Origin of the sequence: Nitrosospira sp. Nsp14 (genome assembly GCF_900113575.1) — a bacterium.
Taxonomy (GTDB): Bacteria; Pseudomonadota; Gammaproteobacteria; order Burkholderiales; family Nitrosomonadaceae; genus Nitrosospira.
The window spans coordinates 307,898-329,868 of sequence record NZ_FOPV01000001.1 but is presented as its reverse complement, the minus strand read 5'-3'; the positions used below and the strand labels follow the sequence as shown (position 1 = coordinate 329,868).

Genomic DNA, 21,971 nt, shown 5'->3' with positions numbered 1-21,971 from the left:
CACTCGAAACTGGGCTACCTGTCGCCCGTCGTCTATGAACGGAAAATGGTAGCAATACCACCTATCACGGTGTCTGAAATGATTTGACCACCACATCCAAGGGGACCTGCCTTATCGATAGTCGGCGTTCTATATCAGAAAAAGCGATAAACAAATCAATACTTATTAGTTGCCGTCATAAGGATGGGCTGATAACGTTCTCCCCAAGTTCATATTGGCTTAGCAAACAGCAACAACTAGTAATAACGAGGTGCAGATCCCATGACTGGATGCGGTCGAAACAACAACGCCGCGCCTGATCCGGCCACCGAGTTTATTTGGAGAAAACAATGAAACATTTTTGGCGAATCGCGCTTGCACCCGCGATCGGCTTATTATTCACCAGCACTAGCCAGGCGGAGGAAACCACCAGGCTGTCGAAGAACCTGCTGCTTAGCCAGGGGGTAGAACAAAAGAATGTTCGGAATGGAGTAACGGATCTTGATAAATCGTCTTTAAATGCTTCAGACCGTAAATACAAATGGACAATCCCATCATTGGATAGCAGTGATAAGTGGGCTATCCCGTCAGCGGCGAATCCTGTCCCATCAGACAAATCTGCGGCAAAACCGGAAGCCAGCAAAAAATCTACAAGCTACTACAGACCTGCAAGCAGCTATAGTACCCAACCGGAATCTGATCCACCGAGATATGTGCGTAATCTGAGCAAAACCGGTATCGAGGCTTTCAAGGACATCACGTGGCTGGATGTAGGACTGGATCACCGGACACGTTACGAATTCCGCAGTAACGACATAAGGCGGACTGATCTCACCCTCGATCAGCCGTTCCTGCTCCGTTCGCGGGCTTATCTGGGCATTAAGGAGATTCTTGATCCATTAAGGGGCGCGGTCGAGTTTCAGGACTCGCGGCGTTATAACGGTAAGTTTCCCCATGACGATCGCGACTTCAATTACTACGAATTGATCCAAGCCTATGGCGAACTTTATTTCAAAGGCGCGCTAGGGGAAGACGACAGGAAGCAGCAACGACCGTTACGATTCCGAGCGGGCCGGATGGCCTATGAAGCGCTTGACCGGCGTTTCATCGGCCGCAACGAGTGGCGCAATACTACCAATACGTTTGAGGGGTTCCGCCTGAATCTCGGCCAGGAGGCCAATGACTGGGAAGTAGATCTGTGGGCATACCAACCCGTCAAACGCCTGTTGACCGATTTTGACCAGCGCGTGGAAAACCAATGGTTTTACGGTGCCATCACCCATTGGCGGAAATGGTCGGACATCATTACACTCCAGCCGTATTACATGGGGCTGATGCAGGATGGCAGTAAAGTTCCAGGCCAGATAGACCGTGAAATTCACTCGCCTGGCTTGCGCGGCTACGGGAAGATAGGCAGCACGAACCTTGACTATGACTTCAACCTGATCTACCAATTTGGAAGAAATGGCGCGGATCGGCATGATGCCCATGGCTATACCCTTGAAGCCGGATATACCTTCAAGCACGAGTGGAAACCACGGATCAGCGCGTTTTATGGCTACGCAACCGGAGACCGGAATCCGAATGACAACGTAAACAACCGCTTTGAACGCTTCTTTGGTTTTGCGCGGCCCTGGTCGGCGGACGACTACATCGTATTCGAGAATGTCAAGGCGCCAAAGATAAAGCTGGAGCTTCAACCAGCCAAGGACCTGCGTATAGATGGCGGCTACAGCTGGTATTGGCTTGCAAGCAGCACAGACCGCTTTAATAACCTTCTCGATGGCAATACCAGCGCACGCCCTAACCCCGGATTCAATCGTGACGCAACCGGCAGAAGTGGTGATTTTATTGGCCACAACTTTGACATACGCGCACGCTACAAGCTTACTGAACGCATCGATACCACGATTGGCTACTCGCATTTTGTCAGCGGCAACTTCACCCGTAACCGTCAGGTGGCCGCACTTGGTCGGAGTCCGGGAAGTTCAGATTTTTTCTACGCGGAGGTCGTAATCAGCGCGTTCTAAATGAAGCGTTTCCTGTTTCTCAATCGGTTACTAAAAGTAGTTGAAGACTTATTTATTAAAGGACAAATAAAATGAAATTGAAAACATTCCTTTCGACGGCTCTGCTGGCAGCGAGTTTTTTTTCCGTCAGTGCGTTTGCGGAGAAAAACCTGCTAAACGTCTCCTATGATCCGACCCGGGAGCTTTACCAGGAATTCAACGCCGCTTTCGCGAAGTACTGGGAGTCCAAAACCGGGGAGAAGGTCTCAATCAAGCAATCCCACGGCGGGTCGGGCAAGCAGGCCCGATCGATCATTGATGGCCTGGAGGGCGATGTTGTGACGCTTGCACTGGCAAACGATATTAACGCGATCGCCGAGAAAGCAAAACTGCTGCCGGAAGATTGGCAGAAACGATTGCCGCAGAATAGCACCCCGTATACCTCGACGATTGTTTTCCTGGTGCGAAAGGGGAACCCAAAAGGAATTAAGGACTGGAACGATCTAGCCCGCCCCGGGGTCGCGGTGATCACGCCGAATCCGAAGACTTCCGGAGGAGCACAATGGAACTACCTCGCGGCCTGGGAATTCGGCAAGCGGCATTTTGGCGACGCCAAAGCAAAGGAATTTGTCGCGGACATCTATAAAAACGTTCCTGTACTCGATTCCGGCGCGCGCGGCTCGACCACGACCTTTGTAGAGCGCGGTGTCGGGGATGTGTTCATCTCCTGGGAAAACGAGGCTTTTCTGGCGATCAAGGAACTGGGCCCCGGGAAATTCGAAATTGTCGTGCCGTCACTCAGCATTCTTGCGGAACCTCCGGTTGCAGTGGTAGACAAGGTGGTTGATAAGAAGGGCACACGAGCGGTTGCCGAAGCGTATCTCCAGTATCTGTATTCGGATGAAGGGCAGGAAATAGCGGCAAAAAATTTCTACCGTCCCAGCAATTCCGCTATTGCCGAGAAGTATGCAAAACAGTTCCCGGTTATCAAGCTGTTCAAGATCGACGACGCATTTGGCGGTTGGAAAAAAGCTCACAAAATTCATTTTGCCGACGGCGGGACCTTTGACCAGATTTATCAGAAGTAGCAGGCTTGGATATAACACCAAACCCGATAATCCGGAGGTACGATGACTGCATTGCTCGTAGGCGGTGACTATATAGAAACACTCAAACGAGAACTTATCGCCCACGGCTTGACTCGCGTGGAGCACTGGGATGGACGCGGGTCCAGGTTTACCAAACGCACAATTCCGGGGAATGCAAGGCTCGTGGTGATACTGTACGATTATGTCAGCCATAGTGTCTCGAATGCGCTTAAACAGCAGGCTAACAAAAGTGGCATCCCATTAGTCTTTTGCCGCAACTCGACCCATGAATTGCGCGGTAAACTGGAAAGCTTGGCGCTCAGCCCCACCCCCTGTCGCTGCTGCGACATAATCAGTCATCTAAAAGATTTCATTGGACATTGGGCTTTTCGGGCAACTGAAACTACATTCACGGCTGAACAGGGGAAAGAGCATAGATATGAAAGCGACAAATGCGCGGGACAACTTGTTCCAGGTTCAGGCAACCACCGATTACCTGCTGCAGCGTCTGGAAGATAACTGGATAGTTGGGCATTTCGCTAATAATCGGCTGGCAAGCGTGTTTCAACCGATCGTTGCCGCGAATGCACTACAGGTTATTGGACATGGCGCCTACATTCAATGCGATCCTGACAGTAAAAACTTCGTTTCGCCTTGGGAAATTTTTTCGCTGGGGACGGAGGACTCAATGCTGGTTAAGCTGGATCGCCTGTGCCGCACAGTGCATGCGCTCAATTATTTCCACGCCGGTTCCGGACCGGGCAATCTCTTTGTCAACGTCCAGCCCCGTCTGCTTGAGAGTGTCAAGGATGATCATGGTCACGCGTTCGCAAAAGTGCTTGATCTCATTGGCATATCTACGTCTCGCGTGGTCATTGAGATCCCTGCGGAAGTAAATCGCAACTGGAAACTGCTCGGGCATGTGATCGGTAACTATCGCTCGCACGGCTACCGCATCGCAGCTAATCACAGCGGTACAGGTGAGAACTGGATGGCCGAATTGGGGAGTCTGTATCCCGATATTGTCAGGCTGGAGGCTTCGGCGCTAATGGGCCGGTTCGGTGCGCGGACGCTCGTCGATTCGATACACCAGTTTGGCGCATCAGTGCTGGTGTGCGAGATCGAAACATCACAGCATAAGGCGGCGGCCCTCCAGGAAGGGGCGGATTTATTGCAGGGCCGAGCCTTGGGTGTGCCGGTGCGCGCGGTTGAGCCTTCGGTACCAGTACCTGCGGGTAATCATTACCCGGCGCCGTCGGAAAATTATCGTCAGAGATCGTTTAGGGGAAGCCCTGATTGAACAAATTCAAACAACACAGTGTCCTGCCAGGATTTAACCTGGCACTGGGATTTACGCTGCTTTATCTCAGCCTGATCGTACTGATTCCTCTTTCCGCCACGTTTATCCGCGCATCAGCTCTCAGTTGGCCGGAATTCTGGAGCATAGTAACCACCCCGAGGGTGTTGGCTTCCTACCGGTTGACATTTGGCGCATCTTTCGCAGCGGCGCTCGTCAATGCGGTGTTTGGGCTATTGGTCGCTTGGGTATTGGTACGTTACCGTTTCCCCGGCAAAAAGCTGGTGGATGCACTGGTTGATCTTCCGTTTGCGTTGCCAACGGCTGTGGCCGGAATTGCGCTGACGGCGCTCTACGCTGGCAATGGCTGGATCGGGCAGTTCTTTGAGCCGCTTGGTATCAAGATTGCATTCACGCCTATTGGTATCTTTGTGGCCTTGACCTTCATCGGCCTCCCCTTCGTGGTGCGGACAGTCCAGCCGGTCCTCGAGGACATCGAAGCAGAGCTGGAGGAAGCGGCGGCGACGCTCGGCGCCACCCGCTTTCAGACCTTCTCGCGAGTAATCTTTCCGACCGTGATGCCCGCGTTGATGACAGGTTTCGCACTTGCGTTCGCGCGTGCCATTGGGGAGTATGGATCAGTTATTTTTATCGCGGGCAACATGCCGATGGTTTCGGAGATCACGCCCCTTCTTATCATCACGAAGCTTGAGCAATATGATTACGCAGGAGCAACCGCGCTCGCGGTTGTGATGCTGGTGATTTCGTTCATTATGCTTCTGGTCATTAATTTACTGCAATGGTGGACCCGGCATCGGAGCGCTTTAGCATGAGGACATTGCAATGAGCGCCATCGCGATTTCCTCGCCCGGCCGCAACCGTAACGCGCGAGCCACAACCGAATCCGCGTGGATACGGAGGAGCTTGATCTCAATCGCGCTTGCATTTCTGACTCTTTTTCTCTTTGTCCCCTTAATTTCAGTATTTTATGAGGCATTGAAGAAGGGTCTGGACGTCTATGTCGCGGCAGCAACTGAGCCAGAAGCGGTATCTGCCATCAAACTGACGCTTACCGCCGCTGCAATTGCTGTACCCCTTAATGTGATATTCGGCCTCGCGGCGGCCTGGGCGATTGCCAAGTTTGAATTTCGGGGAAAGAGCGTTCTTACCACCCTGATAGATCTACCTTTTTCGGTATCTCCAGTGGTAGCCGGGTTGATCTATGTGCTCATGTTCGGCTTGCAGGGCTGGCTTGGACCCTGGCTTGCAGAGAATGACATCAAGATCATTTTTGCTGTGCCCGGAATTGTGCTTGCGACCATTTTTGTAACCGTTCCGTTTATCGCTCGTGAGTTGATTCCACTGATGCAAGCGCAGGGAACCGAGGAGGAGGAGGCGGCGGTAATTCTGGGTGCAAGCGGCTGGCAGACTTTTTTCCGCGTCACGCTACCAAATGTAAAATGGGGTGTACTGTATGGCACCATTCTCTGCAATGCACGAGCGATGGGTGAATTCGGAGCGGTATCCGTCGTATCTGGACATATTCGCGGCAGTACAAACACGTTGCCGTTGCATGTGGAGATTTTATATAACGAGTACAACTTCGCGGCAGCATTTGCAGTAGCCTCACTACTGGCCTTGCTTGCGCTGGTGACGCTGGGGTTGAAGATGCTGGTGGAAACGCGCGCCAAGCAACAAGAGGAGAATGTCGGTGAGCATTGAAGTACGCAATCTTTCCAAACGCTTTGGCAGTTTCTCGGCGCTTCGCGACGTCAGCCTTGAAGTCCGTCCAGGGGAATTGCTTGCACTGCTAGGGCCGTCGGGGTCCGGAAAAACCACTTTACTCCGCGTTATCGCCGGACTGGAAACGGCGGATACCGGACAGGTGCTGTTTCACGGCGAGGATGCAACTAACCAGCATGTGCGCGAGCGGCAGGTGGGTTTCGTATTTCAGCACTATGCGTTATTCAGAAATATGAGCATACTGGAAAACGTTGCTTTCGGATTGCGTGTACGTCCGAAGAAATTCCGTCCCTCCGATGAAGAAATTCGTCGGCGCGTGCATGAATTGCTGAAACTGGTGCAGCTGGACTGGCTTGCTGACCGCTACCCGCATCAGCTTTCGGGGGGGCAACGTCAACGCATCGCGCTGGCTCGGGCCCTGGCAGTGGAGCCGAATGTTTTACTTCTGGATGAGCCCTTCGGCGCGCTGGACGCAAGGGTACGCAAGGAGCTGCGGGCATGGTTGCGACGACTACATGATGACATGCACATCACCAGCGTGTTCGTCACCCATGATCAGGAAGAAGCGTTGGAGGTTGCGGACAGGGTGGTTGTCATGAATGAAGGGCGTATCGAACAGATCGGAACGCCAGACGAAGTGTATGAACGCCCGGCAAGTCCTTTTGTCTACGAGTTTTTAGGCAAGGTCAATCTGTTCCATGGCCGGCTTCACCGCGGCCGCGCCTGGGTTGGAGGAATAGAGATCGATGCGCCCGAGCATCCCGAAGCCGAGGAACTGCCGGCAGTGGCGTACGTAAGGCCTCATGATATCGAAATCGAGCGTATTCCCGCCGTTAGCGGGTTGAACGGAGACGGGGATAGCGGTACGAGCCTCGTCGCGCAGGTAAGTCATGTGCTCGCAATCGGCCCCGTTGTGCGCCTTGAACTGATACGTAACGGCGATAAGGATAAAGAACACCAGGAGCTGATAGAGGTTGAAATCAGCAAGGAACGGTTCAGGGAATTGAATTTGGCGCGGGGCGACGAGGTTTTAATTAAACCCTCACGCTTCGATCTTTTTCCACGCCAGATCCACTAGGGTTCCTCGGCGCTTCGCTTGGTGAGCGAGAATTCGTCTCGTCATCAGGATAGCTTGCCGAGTCGCCGCCGGCCGGGCTCATACGCTTGAGCCAACCGATAGGTGAGGTACGTGAAAGGATGGCTCATTCGACTCCAATAAAAAAGCCCCGACTCTAACGAGCGGGGCTTTTTCTTATGGGGTGCCTGGCAGTGACCTACTTTCGCATACGAATGCATACTATCATCGGCGCGACTTCGTTTCACGGCCCTGTTCGGGATGGGAAGGGGTGGGTCCAAAGCGCTATGACCGCCAAGCGTAACTTTTATCGCGCCACGACCGAAAAGCGACCATGGTCTGATTCTCGAATCGCAAGCAACGATCTGGAAGAAGTAAATTGGGTTGATTATATCGGCAAACACTATTTCTTAAGGTTATAGGATCAAGCCGCACGGTCAATTAGTATCGGTTAGCTTAACGCATTACTGCGCTTCCACACCCGACCTATCAACGTCGTGGTCTTCGACGAACCTTTAGGGGGGTTAAACCCCCGGGGAAGTCTCATCTTGAGGCGAGTTTCCCGCTTAGATGCTTTCAGCGGTTATCTCTTCCGCACTTAGCTACCCGGCGATACGACTGGCGTCATAACCGGTACACCAGAGGTGCGTCCACTCCGGTCCTCTCGTACTAGGAGCAGGTCCTCTCAAACTTCCAACGCCCACGGCAGATAGGGACCAAACTGTCTCACGACGTTTTAAACCCAGCTCACGTACCACTTTAAATGGCGAACAGCCATACCCTTGGGACCGGCTACAGCCCCAGGATGTGATGAGCCGACATCGAGGTGCCAAACTCCCCCGTCGATATGAACTCTTGGGAGGAATCAGCCTGTTATCCCCGGCGTACCTTTTATCCGTTGAGCGATGGCCCTTCCATACAGAACCACCGGATCACTATGACCTGCTTTCGCATCTGCTCGACTTGTCAGTCTCGCAGTCAAGCACGCTTTTGCCATTGCACTATCAGCACGATTTCCGACCGTACCTAGCGTACCTTCGTACTCCTCCGTTACACTTTGGGAGGAGACCGCCCCAGTCAAACTGCCTACCATACACGGTCCCCGATCCAGATAATGGACCTAGGTTAGAACCTCAACAACATCAGGGTGGTATTTCAACGTCGGCTCCATGAGCTCTGGCGAGCCCACTTCAACGCCTCCCACCTATCCTACACAGACATTGTCAAAGTCCAATGTAAAGCTACAGTAAAGGTGCACGGGGTCTTTCCGTCTAGCCGCGGGGAGATTGCATCTTCACAAACATTTCAACTTCGCTGAGTCTCAGGAGGAGACAGTGTGGCCATCGTTACGCCATTCGTGCAGGTCGGAACTTACCCGACAAGGAATTTCGCTACCTTAGGACCGTTATAGTTACGGCCGCCGTTTACCGGGGCTTCGATCAAGAGCTTGCACCCCATCACTTAACCTTCCGGCACCGGGCAGGCGTCACACTCTATACGTCCACTTTCGTGTTTGCAGAGTGCTGTGTTTTTATTAAACAGTCGCAGCCACCATTTCTTTGCAACCCCCATCCGCTTCACACGCGAGGTGCTACACATACCGGGGGCACACCTTATCCCGAAGTTACGGTGTCAATTTGCCGAGTTCCTTCTCCTGAGTTCTCTCAAGCGCCTTGGAATTTTCATCCCGCCCACCTGTGTCGGTTTGCGGTACGGTCCTCATCCAACTGAAGCTTAGTGGCTTTTCCTGGAAGCAGGGTATCACTCACTTGGCGCCCCGAAGGGCGTTTCGTTATCACGCCTCAACTAAGCCGCCCGGATTTGCCTAGGCGGCACGTCTACACGCTTCAACCGGGACATCCAACACCCGGCCGAGCTAACCTTCTCCGTCCCCACATCGCATTGGACAAAGGTACTGGAATATTAACCAGTTTCCCATCAGCTACGCATTTCTGCCTCACCTTAGGGGCCGACTCACCCTGCGCCGATGAACGTTGCGCAGGAAACCTTGGGCTTACGGCGAGGGAGCCTTTCACTCCCTTTATCGCTACTCATGTCAGCATTCGCACTTCCGATACCTCCAGCAGCCTTCTCAAGCCACCTTCGCAGGCCTACGGAACGCTCTCCTACCATCTACACTTGCGTGTAAATCCCTAGCTTCGGTGCACAGTTTGAGCCCCGTTACATCTTCCGCGCAGGACGACTCGATCAGTGAGCTATTACGCTTTCTTTAAAGGATGGCTGCTTCTAAGCCAACCTCCTGACTGTTTTAGCCTTCCCACTTCGTTTACCACTTAACTGTGTCTTTGGGACCTTAGCTGAGGGTCTGGGTTGTTTCCCTTTCGACACCGGACGTTAGCACCCGATGTCTGTCTCCCACGCTCGCACTCTTCGGTATTCGGAGTTTGCCATGGTTTGGTAGGCCTAAACGGCCCCCTAGCCATAACAGTGCTCTACCCCCGAAGGTGATACGTGAGGCACTACCTAAATAGTTTTCGGAGAGAACCAGCTATTTCCAGATTTGTTTAGCCTTTCACCCCTACCCACAGCTCATCCCCTAATTTTTCAACATTAGTGGGTTCGGACCTCCACGAGGTGTTACCCCCGCTTCATCCTGGCCATGAGTAGATCATCTGGTTTCGGGTCTACACCCAGCAACTAAACGCCCTATTAAGACTCGCTTTCGCTGCGCTTCCCCTATTCGGTTAAGCTTGCTACTGAATGTAAGTCGCTGACCCATTATACAAAAGGTACGCAGTCACGGAACAAGTCCGCTCCCACTGTTTGTATGCATGCGGTTTCAGGGTCTATTTCACTCCCCTCCCGGGGTTCTTTTCGCCTTTCCCTCACGGTACTGGTTCACTATCGGTCGATTACGAGTATTTAGCCTTGGAGGATGGTCCCCCCATATTCAGACAGGATTTCACGTGTCCCGCCCTACTTGTTCCAACCCTAGTTCCACACTCAAACTTTCGCCTACGGGGCTATCACCCACTATGGCCCGACTTTCCAGACGGCTCGGCTGGTTCGAGTGCTAAAAATTGGAGGCTGATCCCATTTCGCTCGCCACTACTCTGGGAATCTCGGTTGATTTCTTTTCCTCTGGCTACTTAGATGTTTCAGTTCACCAGGTTCGCCACGCTTGACCTATGTATTCAGTCAAGGTTGACCCTTGCGGGCCGGGTTTCCCCATTCGGACATCTCCGGATCAAAGCTTGTTTGCCAGCTCCCCGGAGCTTTTCGCAGGCTACCACGCCCTTCATCGCCTGTAATCGCCAAGGCATCCACCACATGCACTTATTCGCTTGATCCTATAACCTTAAGGGCTCGGGTTCAGAAACATGATGCGTTTCATCATCCAAACCGGTGTTACAGGTGTTTGCTTGCATCGCATCCGACTAAAAATGCGATGCATCGATACAATCTAACCCGGTATTCCGTTGCGAAAGATGCGACCCGCGCAAAAGAGCGCTGCGCACCCCGTCGAGAACGGAATACTTTACTTCTTCCAAATTGTTAAAGAACGTCGGTCGCCAGTGAAAAAACCAGAGTCTAATAAGACCCTTAAACTTTCCATCGGTTTCCGAAATACAGCCGCTGGTTAAAAACCAGAAGTAAACGCTTTACGTTTACTTCTACTTTCTAGATAAATCTGTGAACTATCGTTTTCTAAATTGGTGGAGGTGAACGGGATCGAACCGATGACCCCCTGCTTGCAAAGCAGGTGCTCTCCCATCTGAGCTACACCCCCGTTAGCTGGTGGGTCTGGGTGGACTTGAACCACCGACCCCACGCTTATCAAGCGTGTGCTCTAACCAACTGAGCTACAGACCCGGAACAGAGCTTAGACGCGGCGGATAGGCTTCTATGCTTCTCCAGCCTCTATTCCTCAGCCCCTAGCCTTGCTTTATAAACAACCGATAGGTTGTGGGCGCTTGACGGGAATTTCTCTTGAAAGGAGGTGATCCAGCCGCAGGTTCCCCTACGGCTACCTTGTTACGACTTCACCCCAGTCATGAATCTCACCGTGGCAGGCGCCCTCCTTGCGGTTAGACTACCTGCTTCTGGTGGAACCCACTCCCATGGTGTGACGGGCGGTGTGTACAAGACCCGGGAACGTATTCACCGCGACATGCTGATCCGCGATTACTAGCGATTCCGACTTCACGGAGTCGAGTTGCAGACTCCGATCCGGACTACGACGCGCTTTCTGAGATTAGCTCCCCCTCGCGGGTTGGCAACCCTCTGTACGCGCCATTGTATTACGTGTGAAGCCCTACCCATAAGGGCCATGAGGACTTGACGTCATCCCCACCTTCCTCCGGTTTGTCACCGGCAGTTTCATTAAAGTGCCCAACTGAATGATGGCAATTAATGACAAGGGTTGCGCTCGTTGCGGGACTTAACCCAACATCTCACGACACGAGCTGACGACAGCCATGCAGCACCTGTGTTACCGCTCCCTTTCGGGCACACCCACCTCTCAGCGGGCTTCGGTACATGTCAAGGGTAGGTAAGGTTTTTCGCGTTGCATCGAATTAATCCACATAATCCACCGCTTGTGCGGGTCCCCGTCAATTCCTTTGAGTTTTAATCTTGCGACCGTACTCCCCAGGCGGTCAACTTCACGCGTTAGCTGCGTTACCAAGTCCGTTAAGACCCGACAACTAGTTGACATCGTTTAGGGCGTGGACTACCAGGGTATCTAATCCTGTTTGCTCCCCACGCTTTCGTGCCTGAGCGTCAGTGTTAACCCAGGGGGCTGCCTTCGCCATCGGTGTTCCTCCACATCTCTACGCATTTCACTGCTACACGTGGAATTCCACCCCCCTCTGCCACACTCTAGCCTTGTAGTTTCAAACGCAGTTCCCAGGTTAAGCCCGGGGATTTCACATCTGACTTACAAAACCGCCTGCGCACGCTTTACGCCCAGTAATTCCGATTAACGCTCGCACCCTACGTATTACCGCGGCTGCTGGCACGTAGTTAGCCGGTGCTTCTTCTTCCGGTACCGTCAGTAGTCACAGGTATTAGCTGTGACCGTTTCGTTCCGGCTGAAAGAGCTTTACAACCCGAAGGCCTTCTTCACTCACGCGGCATGGCTGGATCAGGGTTTCCCCCATTGTCCAAAATTCCCCACTGCTGCCTCCCGTAGGAGTCTGGGCCGTGTCTCAGTCCCAGTGTGGCTGGTCGTCCTCTCAGACCAGCTACTGATCGACGCCTTGGTAAGCCTTTACCTCACCAACTAGCTAATCAGACATCGGCCGCTCCAAAAGCGCAAGGTCTTGCGATCCCCTGCTTTTCTCCGTAGAGATTATGCGGTATTAGCACACCTTTCGGTGCGTTATCCCCCACTTAAGGACACGTTCCGATGCATTACTCACCCGTTCGCCACTCGCCACCAGGGTTGCCCCCGTGCTGCCGTTCGACTTGCATGTGTAAAGCATGCCGCCAGCGTTCAATCTGAGCCAGGATCAAACTCTTCAGTTTAATACTGGTAAAACTCTCGCATGACGTATTCAATTCCAGCGCTTACCCCGACTGATCGGGATAAAACCAGAACCTTGTTACATTGTGCGAGCACATCGACTTTTGATTACCGGTTAGTTTCGCCCCTAAAGACGAATCTACCCGGCTGTCCCGGTCAAGTGCCCACACCTATCGGCTGTAAATTTTTAAAGAGCAGTGCTGGCTAACAACTTGCGCCAAGCAACGGGAAAGGCGGCATTATACAGATACTAGGAGGGCGGTCAAGAGTTTTTGTAATTTTTTTATTCCCTGTAAGGTGACCGTCGCCCCCGGGAATTTTCGCTCGCCTACCTACCACTGTTACTGCTTCGACTACGACCTAATCTGATGGTTTGATCGGCAGTCACCAGCCTTCCACAATTCGTATTCTACACTACCTTGCAGTCAAGCGTAGTTCTTTCGTCCACTGCTGTAACACTTTGATGGACGACCTCTGTTCATTTTACCGGCTCATCACGAGATCGTCACCTTCGCAAATTTTCGCTTGCCTACTTGTACAATAGCAGTTTGACCACGATTTAGCTTGATGGTTTTGTCACTTACCTTTTCACCATTCAATTTTATGCCGCCTTGTTCGATCAGGCGTAGCGCTTCCGTCGTACTTGCAGTGAGCCCGGCCTGTTTGAGCAACTGGGCAATTGGTAACCCATCTTTCTCGGCGTGCAATATTTTTTCCAGCATTTCATCGGGTATCGCGCCCCGCCTGAAACGCGCCTCGAAATCCAGCGACGCAGCTTCCGCGTCCCGTTTACTGTGAAAACGCGCGACAATCTCTTGCGCGAACCCCACCTTGACGTCCCGAGGGTTGCGGCCCTGGTTCACCTCCTCCCGCAGTGTGTTGACGGCGTCCATCGGCTCAAACGAAAGCAACTCGATGTACCGCCACATCAGTTCGTCAGATATGGACATCAGCTTGCCAAACATGTCGGAAGGATTCTCTGTGATTCCGATATAGTTACCGGCAGACTTCGACATCTTGTTGACGCCGTCGAGGCCCTCAAGCAAAGGCATGGTGAGAACACATTGCTCCGGCTGCCCGAAATGCTTCTGTAATTCTCTGCCCATGAGCAAATTGAATTTCTGGTCGGTACCCCCGAGTTCCACATCCGCTTTCAGCGCAACCGAATCATAGCCCTGAATCAATGGATATAGAAATTCGTGAATGGCGATAGGCTTATTGCTCCGATAGCGCTTGCCGAAATCGTCTCGCTCCAGCATCCGCGCGACGGTGTGCGTTGCCGCCAGCCTGACCAGATCGCCAGCCCCCAGCTTGTCCATCCAGGCGGAATTGAACACCACCTCGGTCTGCTCCGGCTTCAGGATGCGGAAGACCTGGTTCTCGTAGGATCTCGCATTCTCGATTACCTGCTCCCGCGAAAGCGGCGGGCGGGTAGTGTTTTTCCCGCTGGGATCACCGATCATGCCGGTAAAATCGCCGATCAGGAACAGGGCATGATGCCCCAGATCCTGGAAGTGGCGCATCTTATTCAGCAGAACCGTGTGACCTAGATGCAAGTCGGGGGCGGTGGGATCAAATCCAGCCTTGATTCTGAGCGGCCGGCCCAGAGCCAGCTTCTGCTCCAACTCGTCTTCCAGCAGAAGCTCGCCGCAACCGCGCCTGATTATATCCAGCTGTTCTGTAATGGGCTTCACGGGGTAAAGTCGCGGATACTACCGGTCATTGTCTGCCGCAAAACTCCAGTTAATCAGCTTCTCCAGAACGGCGTTCACATAATCTACCCTGCGATTCTGGTAATCGAGGTAATAGGCATGTTCCCACACGTCGATGGTCAGCAGCGGCTTCATCCCTTTCGTCAACGGCAGATCGGCATTGCCGGTCTTGGTAACCTGCAGCTTGTCCCCATCTTTCACCAGCCATGCCCAGCCGCTGCCGAATTGCGTCGTCGCGGCGGTCGCCAGCTCTTTCTTGCATGCCTCAACGCTGCCGAACGACGCCTCGATCTTTTGCTTCAGTGCCGTCGGAGGCTCGCCACCGCCCTTCGGCGAGAGGCTGTTCCAATAGAACGTATGGTTCCAGACCTGCGCAGCATTATTGAAGATTCCGGCTTTGTCCGCCTGTCCAGCTGTTGACTTGATTACCTCCTCCAGGGACAGGTCCGCCAGATCCGTGCCTGCTATCAGCTTGTTGAGGTTGTCCACATATGTCTTGTGATGCTTTCCATAATGAAATCCCAAGGTGTTTGCCGAAATAACAGGATCCAGCGCATTATCTGCATAGGGCAGAGGTGGCAGAGTATGACTTCCAGTCTTTTGATTGCTCATCGTTTCGCTCCTGTGTGGTAACAAAAAATTCGGTCCGTTCATTTATTCATCGGCAGGAAGAAAAAAGAATGATCGGATAGGGGATGAGGGATATGGCATGTTTGATTGTTAGGCAAAACCCGGTTTCAGCTCGCAAACCACGATGTACGCAGTGTAATAACTGTAAAGTTACATGCGCTGATAAAAGATAGCCAATGAACGATAATTCTGATTTGACTGCGCATTGAATCGGTGTCGTCAAACAAGTATATCCGAAAACATCTGCTTCGATGTACGGACGCGCGACGGCAGTTGAGGCCGCTTAGCGGTTGGAAAACAGTTGGGCCCAACAGCGCGCTGCTCTACGCTTGCAACCATTCATAACCTTTGATTCACAAGGCTGGAACAGAATATGACCGAACCCATCATTACGTGCCCCCATTGCAAGACTTCAATCCGCCTCACCGAGTCCCTGGCCGCACCATTGTTAGCCGCCACGCGCCAACAGTTCGAGCAGCAGCTTTTGCAGAAAGACGACGAGATCGCCCGTCGGGAACAGGGTATCCGGGAACAGGAAAAAGAGATTGTGGAGACCAGGCGCACGCTGGAAGATCGAATAGCGAATCAGGTAGCGGCACGGCTGACAACGGAACGAGCCCGCATCACTGCCGAGGAATCCAGGAAAGCAAAGCTTCTCAATTCCACCGAGTTAGATAACAAAATTCGTGAGATTACCGATCTACAGGAAATTCTTAGAAGTCGTGACGAAAAACTTGCTGCGGCGCAAAAAATTCAGGCAGAGCTTATCCGGAAACAGCGAGAACTCGATGATGCCAGACGCGAGCTGGAGCTCACGATAGAGCAACGCGTTCATGAGGCGCTAAGTGAAGTCCGAGTTCGGGCTAAACAGGAAGCAGAAGACGGGCTCAAGCTCAAGGTAATGGAAAAGGACCAGACCATCGCCTCCATGCAACAAAAGATAGAGGAACTGATGCGCAAGGCCGAGCAGGGATCGCAGCAGTTGCAGGGAGAGGTCCAGGAACTTGCGCTTGAACACCTGCTACGCTCCAGGTTTCCGATCGATGAGATTCAGCCGGTACCTAAAGGCGAATTTGGCGGAGATGTGCTGCACCGGGTTATCGGGAGTGGCGGACACACTGGCGGAACGATTCTATGGGAGACGAAGCGTACCAGAAACTGGAGCGATGCCTGGCTAATCAAGTTGCGCGAGGACCAAAGAGCGGCAAAAGCCGAAATTGCGGTGATCGTAACTCAGACATTGCCGAAGGGCGTGGAGACCTTCGAAATGCTCGACGGGGTGTGGGTAACCCACGCCAGCGCGGCCCTGCCAGTCGCGCTCATCCTTCGTCACTCGTTACTGGAACTCGCGCTTGCGCGCCAATCGTCCGAGGGCCTGCAAACCAAAACGGAAATGATCTACCAGTACCTTACGGGCCCGCGTTTTCGTCAGCGAGTGGAGGCGATTGTAGAAGCATTCACAACGATGCAGGATGATCTGGACAAGGAACGCAGGGTGATAATGAAACAATGGGCCAAACGTGAGGAACAGATCATCCGCGTCATGAGCGCGACAGTCGGTATGTATGGTGACCTGCAAGGAATCGCGGGCAGATCCTTGCAGGAGATCGAAGGGCTGGAATTAAAGAGCCTGGGCTTAACCGAAAACGAGGAAAACGATGGGGCTGCGGCCCCAAGAACACTCTCCCCCTTGCGACCAAACGGAAAAGACTAGGTTTCGCAGAGTTCCACTATCTGCCTGTCGGGATAGCGCTCCAGCTGATATCGTTGCCACAGCCGGGTCCCGATGTGGAACGCGAGCATGTCGGCATTGAATTGCAACGCCGGATTGTTCATTTCGCCGGTAGTTTGACGAAAAAGGCGTAGCCACGTTTCGAACAGCTCAGCGCTGAGTCCCGGTAGGGCTACATGCTTAGGCATCGGCATTCCGCGGAAGCGGTTTGTTCCACGCAGCTTCATTGACCAAAAATTGATCATCTGGATGAAGTGCGCGTCCCAATCTTCGACGTGTGCCTCAAAGATCGGACCCAGGGCGGGATCACGCCTGGCCCTGGCGTAAAAAGTGTGAACAAGCTGCGAAATTTCGTCCTCAGTGCAAAGACTGGGGTCGGGGGCTGTAAACTCTAGTTGTGATGACATAGCGATAAGTGGTCAAGTAGTAACGTCAAACCGCAACCTGCGGTCCCGGTTTCAATCTCTCGGGAATGGGAAGATACGGATGTGCAGACTGCATACCATCCGAACTTTGCACAGTATTTTATGTGATAAGGTGGATTATGTAAAGAGGCGAGCGGGAGGAGTTTCATCAACGCACAAGGCCGTTGAATGATGTCTTAATAATCCCTATGAACCAGCCACGCAGTTCGCGCGATTTAATAGAGGTCCCCACAACTGGGCTTCAAAAAATGATCGCTCATACCGAAGACGAGGAGGGCGGAGTCAAGCAATAACTGCTTAAAATACGCCCTCTCGCGACACACCTTCACATCTTAATATCGCCCGTAGCGTTTGCAAAGCTTCCAGTTGAATTTGGCGGACGCGCTCACGGGTTAAATCGAGACTTGCGGCCAATTGTTCCAGCGTCTGAATCTCGTATCCATTGAGCCCGTAGCGCTTTTCAATGATATAGCGTTGTTTTTCATTCAACCGGTTCAACCAGTCGTGCACGCGATCTTTGATCTCGGTCTGTTCCATCATCAGGTCCGGGCCGGGACTGCGATCATCGGCAATGGCATCGCCGATGGAAAGCAGCGGATCGACATCAAGTGGTGCGTCTAAGGACATCATGCTCATGTTTAAAGAAAACATCCTCTGCACGTCCTTAACCGGTCGTCCCAGCAGATGAGCAACATCCTCCGGCCTGGGGTCTTTGCCGGTATGGGCTTCGAGGTGACGTGCCGCTTGCAGAATAATGTTCAGGTCCTTGATGACATGTACTGGCAGACGGATGGTACGCGATTGATTCATGATGCAGCGCTCGATGTTCTGACGTATCCACCATGTTGCATAGGTCGAAAACCGGAAGCCCCGCTCGGGATCGAATTTTTCCAGCGCGTGCATCATTCCCATATTTCCTTCCTCAATCAGATCCAGTAGCGCTACGCCGTGATTAGTGTAATGCTTGGCTATATTGACCACGAGGCGCAGATTGCATTCAATCATCTTCTGCCGTGCAGCAAAATCGTCCTGCTTCACCCGGCGAGTTAACTCCGCCTCTTCCTTGGGAGTCAAGAGAGCATTGTTGCCGATTTCGTTGAAATAAAGCTGGGTTACGTCTGTCAGCAGGAAATCGCCCGCAGGCTCGGTGCTGACGCTGGCGGGTGCTTCTACCACATCGAGCGCATCATCCGGATCCAGCGGCTCCGTCTTATCGTAAGACTCTTCGTCCTCGTGAGTAATTATAGTAATCATTGGCTCACCCTGAAATGCCCGGCAGATGTTTGAGCGGGTCCACCGGTCGCCCGTTCTTGCGAATTTCGAAATGAAGCTTAACTAGATCCGTATCCGTACTTCCCATCTCACCAATTTTCTGTCCTTTCGCTACTGTTTGCCCCTCCTTCACCAATATCTTGTTGTTGTGGGCATAGGCGCTGAGGTAGGTATTGTTATGTTTGATAATGATCAGCTTGCCGTAGCCACGCAAGCCTGCGCCGCTGTATACAACTTTCCCGGCGGCGGAAGCGGTCACCGGTTCCCCCGCTTTGCCAACGATATCGATTCCCTTGTTTGCTTCCGAAAATGCCTCAAGTAGCCTGCCTTTCGCAGGCCAGATCCAGTCGAGCCGATCGGGGTCGGAAATCACCTCTGAAGGTGACTCTGCCGGCGGCAGTATGGTACCGGTTTGTTTCTCAACCATCGGGTCGACTTTTGCCAATACACTACGAGGCGCATCGACGACGCCCTTCAACTGCGCGACAGCCGGCTCCGAATACGGTAATTTGAAAGCCTTAGGTTCGGTTTTAAATCGCTCGGTGTTTGCCGGCACCTTTGCTTCCGATGGAACGGCTGGGCCCGGCGTTACCCCGGGCGCAGATGGCGGAGAAGATTCAGGGAGCGAGAACAGCGATGGCCCCGCTTGCGGCGAGGGCGGAGAGAGGGAAAGCTGTTGGCCAATATGAATTGTGCCGGTGTCCGGAACATTGTTCCACTCCGCCAACTCCTTTCGATCAAGACCATGGTTGAGCGCAATGCTGTAGAGCGTATCGCCTTTCTGTACGATGTAGACGCCCGGTTGCTCAGTGCCAGCTTGGGCTCCGGTTGGCGCTGCGCCCACCGTGGCGTCCTGGACTGGCGCTGGATAAGGAGTAGACGCGCAGCCCGCCGCCAGTAGACCACAGAGAACAAGAAGTGCGCCAGTCCCCCCAAGGATATGCCTGGCGTACGACGCGTTCGGAGTCGAACCTGGGCCTGGGCTCCGGGGCACCCCTCCAATATTTGGATTTCTATGAGTAATTGTTTTACTCTCCATCTCGCCTTTGCCCATATCCTCAGCGCTTTAAGATGCCGGGCAGTATCGGAACGAACCTGACCTCTTCAAGCATTATCTCAGTGTAGCCAAGCGAATTGCGTTCGATAACGCACAGAAATTGTTGCTGAGTCCCTTTCGGAAAAATCATGCGCCCACCGATGGCGAGCTGGTCCAGCAGCAAGGTGGGGACATTAGGCGTGGCGGCCGTGAGGATAATGGCGTCGAAGGGCGCCGCTTCGGGCAATCCTATCAATCCATCGGCATGCCTCAGGCGGACATTGCTGAGCCGCAGTTCGCGTAGCCGGGCTCGGGCGCGGGTGAGCAGCGGTCCGACCCGTTCAATCGAGTAAACCTCGGCGGCAAATTGCGCCAATATGGCCGTCTGATACCCACAGCCGGACCCGATCTCAAGTACCTTCCCCAGTTGGGATCCCGCGCGCAGCAATTCACTCATGCGCGCCACGATATACGGGCTTGAAATCGTCTGGCCGAAATTTATTGGCAGTGCGACGTCATCGTAGGCACGTGTCGCAAGCACTTCCTCCACAAAAATATGGCGGGGAATTGCGCTCATTGCCGCAAGAACCACTTCGTCCGCGATACCTTGATTGCGCAGCCGCTGGACCATACGCGCGCGGGTGCGCTGTGATGTCATGCCAATCCCGGAGTGGTGGGTGTTCAAACGCGTAGTACCTTGGACAGTCGTGCACCTGCACACGAAACCGAAAAATGTTTTGGTGCTATTTCAACCACTCTTTTACTGCATCCAGTTGCCCGTAGCGGGTCAAGTCGATCTGCAGCGGCGTCACCGAGACGCGGTTGTGCTTAATAGCCAGGAAGTCCGTGCCTTCACCCGCATCTTGCGCAGGCCCTGCCGCGCCCACCCAGTAGACCGTGTCACCCCGCGGGGTGTGCGATTTAACCACCGGCTCAGCCTTGTGCCGACGGCCCAACCGGGTCACCTCGATGCCCTGCAACTCCTCATATGGAACGTCGGGCACGTTGATATTAAGCAGTACCGGGCCAATTAATGCGTTGTACTGGAAGCGTTGTACTATTTCGGTGGCAATGCGCGCGGCGGTGGGATAATTCCCCGCCGAAAAGCCGGCGAGTGATACGGCGAGCGAAGGGATTCCGAGTAGAAAACCTTCTGTGGCAGCTGCCACCGTGCCGGAATAAATGGTATCGTCGCCCATGTTGGCGCCAACGTTGATGCCAGACACCACCATGTCGGGAAGCGCGTCGAGCATACCGGTCACGGCCAGATGCACGCAATCAGTGGGAGTACCGTTGACGTAGAAAAATCCGTTGTGGGATTTGTGTAAGCTGAGGGGCCGATCGAGCGTAAGAGAGTTACTGGCACCGCTTCGATCACGTTCCGGAGCCACTACGACGATATCGGCAATAACGGCTAGCGCTTCCGCAAGACAGGCAAGGCCTGGCGCAAAATATCCGTCATCGTTGCTGAGCAATATGCGCATCCGGATAGTGCCCCAGGTGATTTTTTAGCTTATCGGGGAATATTATACTCAGACATCCGCAATTATCGGACCGCAAGGCGGAAAAGAACGAATTACGTGCGGTCTTATTGGTCGGGGCGAGAGGATTTGAACCTCCGACCACTTGCACCCCATGCAAGTACGCTACCAGGCTGCGCTACGCCCCGAGGTCCGAATTATAGCAAACAAGCCAGACGCATAGGTATTGCTATCGATGCTTCTGAAGCGAAGCTTTGGGAGAAAACCGTCAAAACGGCATCCGCGTTCCACTTTCAGGCATCCAGGCGATCGTTCTCGCCCCGCTGACATCGCATCGTAACTACTTCAAGAGCGGAGCAACAAGACCACGCTTTTAATTTCACTCCGCAATGACGCCAGATCGACCATTGAGGAGACCGGCACAGCTGAGCCGGGAGTGTAACCTGTATCCCCCTTCCCCTGACCCAAGCGGGCGCGAGCCCCTTGGATGGTGAAACCTTGCTCATAGAGCAGTTCACGGATACGACGAATCAGCAGCACTTCGTGATGCTGATAATAGCGCCGGTTACCTCGACGCTTGACAGGCTTCAATTGCGTGAATTCCTGCTCCCAGTAACGCAATACGTGCGGCTTAACCCCGCATAGCTCGCTTACTTCGCCGATCGTGAAATAACGCTTTGCCGGAATCGGAGCGTTGCTAGCCTTTGTGTTTTCCATGCTGGCTTTTTTCAACCATTGCCTTCAATTTTTGGCTCGCATGAAAAGTCACGACGCGCCGTGCGGTAATAGGAATTTCCTCCCCAGTCTTGGGATTACGTCCCGGACGTTGTGGCTTGTCCCGCAGGTGAAAGTTGCCAAAGCCAGAAAGCTTGACGCCATCGCCATTTTGAAGCGCAATGCGAACCTCCTCGTAGAAGGACTCCACCATATCCTTGGCTTCGCGCTTATTAAATCCTACTTTTTCAAACAGCAAATCCGCCAACTCGGCCTTTGTTAAGGTCATT

The 21,971-nt window shown here is 53.2% G+C and carries 17 protein-coding genes, 3 tRNA genes and 3 rRNA genes; 8 read left to right on the top strand and 15 right to left on the bottom strand.

The window, feature by feature from the left end:
- Positions 1-329 precede the first annotated feature (329 nt).
- From BM022_RS01430 to BM022_RS01400, 7 genes are all read left to right on the top strand, one after another.
- Complete coding sequence (locus BM022_RS01430) at positions 330-2,009, top strand: alginate export family protein (protein ID WP_091136058.1); 1,680 nt, start codon at positions 330-332, stop codon at positions 2,007-2,009.
- Between the two features lie 71 nt (positions 2,010-2,080).
- A complete protein-coding gene (locus tag BM022_RS01425; RefSeq protein ID WP_091136056.1) occupies positions 2,081-3,076 on the top strand; it encodes a sulfate ABC transporter substrate-binding protein in 996 nt (331 codons plus the stop codon).
- A 42-nt stretch (positions 3,077-3,118) separates the two neighbouring features.
- A complete protein-coding gene (locus BM022_RS01420) occupies positions 3,119-3,595 on the top strand; it encodes a DUF2325 domain-containing protein (protein ID WP_091136054.1) in 477 nt (158 codons plus the stop codon).
- On the top strand, positions 3,516-4,376 hold the full coding sequence (locus tag BM022_RS01415; RefSeq protein WP_091136052.1) for an EAL domain-containing protein: 861 nt from the start codon (positions 3,516-3,518) through the stop codon (positions 4,374-4,376). Before BM022_RS01420 ends, BM022_RS01415 begins: the two co-directional genes overlap by 80 nt.
- On the top strand, positions 4,373-5,206 hold the full coding sequence (gene cysT, locus BM022_RS01410; protein ID WP_091136048.1) for a sulfate ABC transporter permease subunit CysT: 834 nt from the start codon (positions 4,373-4,375) through the stop codon (positions 5,204-5,206). The genes BM022_RS01415 and cysT overlap by 4 nt, the downstream gene beginning before the upstream one ends.
- Before the next feature lie 10 nt (positions 5,207-5,216).
- Positions 5,217-6,095 carry a sulfate ABC transporter permease subunit CysW gene (gene cysW / locus BM022_RS01405; protein WP_091136045.1) on the top strand — a complete coding sequence of 293 codons (879 nt, stop codon included), beginning with the start codon at positions 5,217-5,219 and terminating at the stop codon, positions 6,093-6,095.
- Positions 6,085-7,194: a sulfate/molybdate ABC transporter ATP-binding protein gene (locus BM022_RS01400; protein ID WP_091136137.1), complete on the top strand. Its 1,110-nt coding sequence runs from the start codon at positions 6,085-6,087 to the stop codon at positions 7,192-7,194. Before cysW ends, BM022_RS01400 begins: the two co-directional genes overlap by 11 nt.
- 183 nt (positions 7,195-7,377) lie before the next feature.
- Here the strand turns inward: BM022_RS01400 and rrf are convergent.
- The 7 genes from rrf to BM022_RS01365 all read right to left on the bottom strand — a co-directional run bounded on the left by rrf (position 7,378) and on the right by BM022_RS01365 (position 15,003).
- Positions 7,378-7,490, bottom strand: a 5S ribosomal RNA gene (rrf, locus tag BM022_RS01395).
- A gap of 121 nt (positions 7,491-7,611) precedes the next feature.
- A 23S ribosomal RNA gene (locus BM022_RS01390) occupies positions 7,612-10,502 on the bottom strand.
- A gap of 364 nt (positions 10,503-10,866) precedes the next feature.
- Positions 10,867-10,942: transfer RNA gene (locus BM022_RS01385), tRNA-Ala, on the bottom strand.
- A gap of 6 nt (positions 10,943-10,948) precedes the next feature.
- A tRNA-Ile gene (locus tag BM022_RS01380) sits at positions 10,949-11,025 on the bottom strand.
- 120 nt (positions 11,026-11,145) lie between these two features.
- Positions 11,146-12,681 (bottom strand): 16S ribosomal RNA (locus tag BM022_RS01375).
- Together the 16S, 23S and 5S rRNA genes with 2 tRNA genes alongside form the textbook arrangement of a ribosomal RNA operon.
- A gap of 492 nt (positions 12,682-13,173) precedes the next feature.
- The gene (gene tyrS, locus BM022_RS01370) at positions 13,174-14,373 is read right to left on the bottom strand and encodes a tyrosine--tRNA ligase (protein WP_091136043.1); all 1,200 of its coding nucleotides are present in this window, start codon (positions 14,371-14,373) and stop codon (positions 13,174-13,176) included.
- 18 nt (positions 14,374-14,391) lie between these two features.
- Positions 14,392-15,003, bottom strand: a complete 612-nt coding sequence (locus BM022_RS01365) for a superoxide dismutase (RefSeq protein ID WP_091136041.1) — start codon at positions 15,001-15,003, stop codon at positions 14,392-14,394.
- A 391-nt stretch (positions 15,004-15,394) separates the two neighbouring features.
- Between BM022_RS01365 and BM022_RS01360 the strand changes: the two genes are divergently transcribed.
- Positions 15,395-16,735: a DUF2130 domain-containing protein gene (locus BM022_RS01360; protein ID WP_091136038.1), complete on the top strand. Its 1,341-nt coding sequence runs from the start codon at positions 15,395-15,397 to the stop codon at positions 16,733-16,735.
- Here BM022_RS01360 and BM022_RS15835 read toward each other — a convergent pair.
- From BM022_RS15835 to BM022_RS01320, 8 genes are all read right to left on the bottom strand, one after another.
- Entirely contained in the window at positions 16,732-16,941 is a 210-nt protein-coding gene (locus tag BM022_RS15835; protein ID WP_256208799.1) for a globin family protein, read from the bottom strand. The two genes, BM022_RS01360 and BM022_RS15835, sit on opposite strands and share 4 nt — an antisense overlap.
- A 534-nt stretch (positions 16,942-17,475) precedes the next feature.
- Positions 17,476-18,432, bottom strand: a complete 957-nt coding sequence (gene rpoS, locus BM022_RS01350; protein WP_091136032.1) for an RNA polymerase sigma factor RpoS — start codon at positions 18,430-18,432, stop codon at positions 17,476-17,478.
- A 4-nt stretch (positions 18,433-18,436) separates the two neighbouring features.
- Positions 18,437-19,294, bottom strand: coding sequence for a peptidoglycan DD-metalloendopeptidase family protein (locus tag BM022_RS01345; protein WP_256208798.1), 858 nt, complete (start codon positions 19,292-19,294; stop codon positions 18,437-18,439).
- A 214-nt stretch (positions 19,295-19,508) separates the two neighbouring features.
- Positions 19,509-20,171 carry a protein-L-isoaspartate(D-aspartate) O-methyltransferase gene (locus BM022_RS01340; protein ID WP_091136030.1) on the bottom strand — a complete coding sequence of 221 codons (663 nt, stop codon included), beginning with the start codon at positions 20,169-20,171 and terminating at the stop codon, positions 19,509-19,511.
- Between the two features lie 58 nt (positions 20,172-20,229).
- On the bottom strand, positions 20,230-20,970 hold the full coding sequence (gene surE, locus BM022_RS01335) for a 5'/3'-nucleotidase SurE (RefSeq protein WP_091136027.1): 741 nt from the start codon (positions 20,968-20,970) through the stop codon (positions 20,230-20,232).
- Positions 20,971-21,078: 108 nt separating this feature from the next.
- Positions 21,079-21,155 (bottom strand) — tRNA-Pro (locus tag BM022_RS01330).
- Between the two features lie 157 nt (positions 21,156-21,312).
- Positions 21,313-21,684 (bottom strand): MerR family transcriptional regulator, encoded by a 372-nt coding sequence (locus BM022_RS01325; protein WP_091136026.1) that lies wholly within the window; start codon positions 21,682-21,684, stop codon positions 21,313-21,315.
- Positions 21,665-21,970: an integration host factor subunit alpha gene (locus tag BM022_RS01320; RefSeq protein ID WP_091136023.1), complete on the bottom strand. Its 306-nt coding sequence runs from the start codon at positions 21,968-21,970 to the stop codon at positions 21,665-21,667. The genes BM022_RS01325 and BM022_RS01320 overlap by 20 nt, the downstream gene beginning before the upstream one ends.
- Position 21,971: the final 1 nt, after the last annotated feature.

Bases quoted from the DNA above. Each gene is read 5' to 3' on its own strand.
- BM022_RS01425 (WP_091136056.1), top strand. From the start codon at position 2,081: ATGAAATTGAAAACATTCCTTTCGACGGCTCTGCTGGCAGCGAGTTTT.
- BM022_RS01420 (WP_091136054.1), top strand. From the start codon at position 3,119: ATGACTGCATTGCTCGTAGGCGGTGACTATATAGAAACACTCAAACGA.
- surE (WP_091136027.1), bottom strand. From the start codon at position 20,970: ATGCGCATATTGCTCAGCAACGATGACGGATATTTTGCGCCAGGCCTT.
- BM022_RS01365 (WP_091136041.1), bottom strand. From the start codon at position 15,003: ATGAGCAATCAAAAGACTGGAAGTCATACTCTGCCACCTCTGCCCTAT.
- rpoS (WP_091136032.1), bottom strand. From the start codon at position 18,432: ATGATTACTATAATTACTCACGAGGACGAAGAGTCTTACGATAAGACG.
- BM022_RS01325 (WP_091136026.1), bottom strand. From the start codon at position 21,684: ATGGAAAACACAAAGGCTAGCAACGCTCCGATTCCGGCAAAGCGTTAT.
- cysW (WP_091136045.1), top strand. From the start codon at position 5,217: ATGAGCGCCATCGCGATTTCCTCGCCCGGCCGCAACCGTAACGCGCGA.
- BM022_RS01360 (WP_091136038.1), top strand. From the start codon at position 15,395: ATGACCGAACCCATCATTACGTGCCCCCATTGCAAGACTTCAATCCGC.
- BM022_RS01415 (WP_091136052.1), top strand. From the start codon at position 3,516: ATGAAAGCGACAAATGCGCGGGACAACTTGTTCCAGGTTCAGGCAACC.
- BM022_RS15835 (WP_256208799.1), bottom strand. From the start codon at position 16,941: ATGCCTAAGCATGTAGCCCTACCGGGACTCAGCGCTGAGCTGTTCGAA.
- BM022_RS01320 (WP_091136023.1), bottom strand. From the start codon at position 21,970: ATGACCTTAACAAAGGCCGAGTTGGCGGATTTGCTGTTTGAAAAAGTA.
- BM022_RS01430 (WP_091136058.1), top strand. From the start codon at position 330: ATGAAACATTTTTGGCGAATCGCGCTTGCACCCGCGATCGGCTTATTA.